We start from the raw sequence: 1574 nt of genomic DNA on the forward strand, positions 1-1574 counted from the left end.
CCGTTGCCATACCATTAGCAAGAGGAGGTACGCCGCCGCCTGCTACATAAAACTCTTTAGTTGAACCCGCACGGGCCCAAATTGCTATGCCGATATAAAGCGCAAAGCTTAAACCAACAATTATAAACGTGAGTGTTTGAACATCCATTGCTTAGCTCCTATTCGTCTACGCCGTATTTTTTATCTAACGTATTCATTTTGAAAACGTACACAAAAATCAAAGCAACAAAGGTATAAATCGCGCCTTGCTGGGCGAACCAGAAGCCAAGTTTAAACCCAAAAAAACGTACTTCATTAAGTACATCAACCAGTAATATGCCAAAGCCGAAAGACACAACAAACCACACTGCTAACAGTTTAAATAACAGCGAAATGTTTTCTGCCCAATAAGCTTTTGCTTGTTCTTCATCTTTAAAAGCCATTTTTGTTTTCCCCTTTAAGCACCGCAATATCGCGATGAGTGGTTTTTTATCTTCGCTTACCAATTTAGCAACGCTGGTTACATATTGAATTGAGACCATAGTCGTAACAGCTTGTTAACGTTTACGTAAACTGTATTTATCATTCAAACGTATTTTATACATTTTCATTTTATTTCAATTGGTTAGCTTAATTTTTTGAATTGGCTTTACTATTAAATTGGTAAGTTGGTTATTAATGCGACATTAGTCTAATGCTTGAGATGATTTTATTTTTGTTATTAATATTCAATAAGATAGAAATAAAATGAAAGTTTTATTTTAAATTCAAGCCTCACACTTAACCTCAGTTCTGGTATTGTGTTAATCCCTCATAGGGTTGAGGGACTATTTAAAATAATAAGGTTTAATAACAACATGACTGCCGTACTCATTATTGTTGCTTTAAGTTATATAGGTGTGCTGTTTTGGCTCGCCAATTGGGGCGATAAAACAACCCCTTTGGCAAAGCGTATTAGCCATCACCCTTTTGTGTATTCACTCTCACTTGGGATTTACTGTACCTCTTGGACTTACTACGGCTCAGTGGGTACAGCCGCCACCAGCAGTTGGAGTTATTTGCCAATATTATTGGGCCCTGCGCTGCTGTTTTTATTCGGCCAAGGGTTTTTACGTAAGCTGGTACTGGTAAGCAAAAAACAAAACATAACCACTATTGCTGACTTTATTTCAGCTCGTTACGGCAAACGCCAAACTACCGCGATTATGGTTACTGTAATCGCCTTACTCGCGACTATTCCCTACATTGCACTGCAATTAAAAGCGCTTAGTACCAGCTTTTTACTTTTGCAAAACAGTAATAAAATATCAGGCGATATGCTCGCGCTTTCTGCCACATTAATTATGGCCTTATTTGCAATATTTTTTGGTACCCGCAAAGTGGACGTAACAGAGTATCGCTCTGGGTTAATGCTTGCTGTCGCGTTTGAATCAATGATTAAACTTATTGCACTTATTGCTGTAGCAGGCCTTGCTGTTTACACCTTATTTAATATGCCAGAGCCTACTTCAAATAAAGTAACCGAGTCGATTTGGGCCCATTGGAGCGACTTTAACTTTTTTAGCTTTAACTTTATTGGCCAGTCTTTAATGGCT

At 38.1% G+C, this 1574-nt stretch carries 1 protein-coding gene and 1 pseudogene; one reads left to right on the plus strand and one right to left on the minus strand.

Annotated elements, in window-relative coordinates; genetic code table 11:
• Window positions 1-158: 158 nt before the first annotated feature.
• A complete protein-coding gene (locus tag L654_RS0107710; RefSeq protein ID WP_002961535.1) occupies window positions 159-422 on the minus strand; it encodes a DUF4212 domain-containing protein in 264 nt (87 codons plus the stop codon).
• A gap of 414 nt (window positions 423-836) precedes the next feature.
• On the opposite strand from L654_RS0107710, the pseudogene L654_RS0107715 reads away from it, so the two are divergent.
• Window positions 837-1574: pseudogene (locus tag L654_RS0107715) on the plus strand (hybrid sensor histidine kinase/response regulator); the annotation flags it as partial.

Origin of the sequence: Pseudoalteromonas sp. TAB23 (assembly GCF_000498075.1) — a bacterium.
Classification (GTDB): Bacteria; Pseudomonadota; Gammaproteobacteria; order Enterobacterales; family Alteromonadaceae; genus Pseudoalteromonas; species Pseudoalteromonas arctica.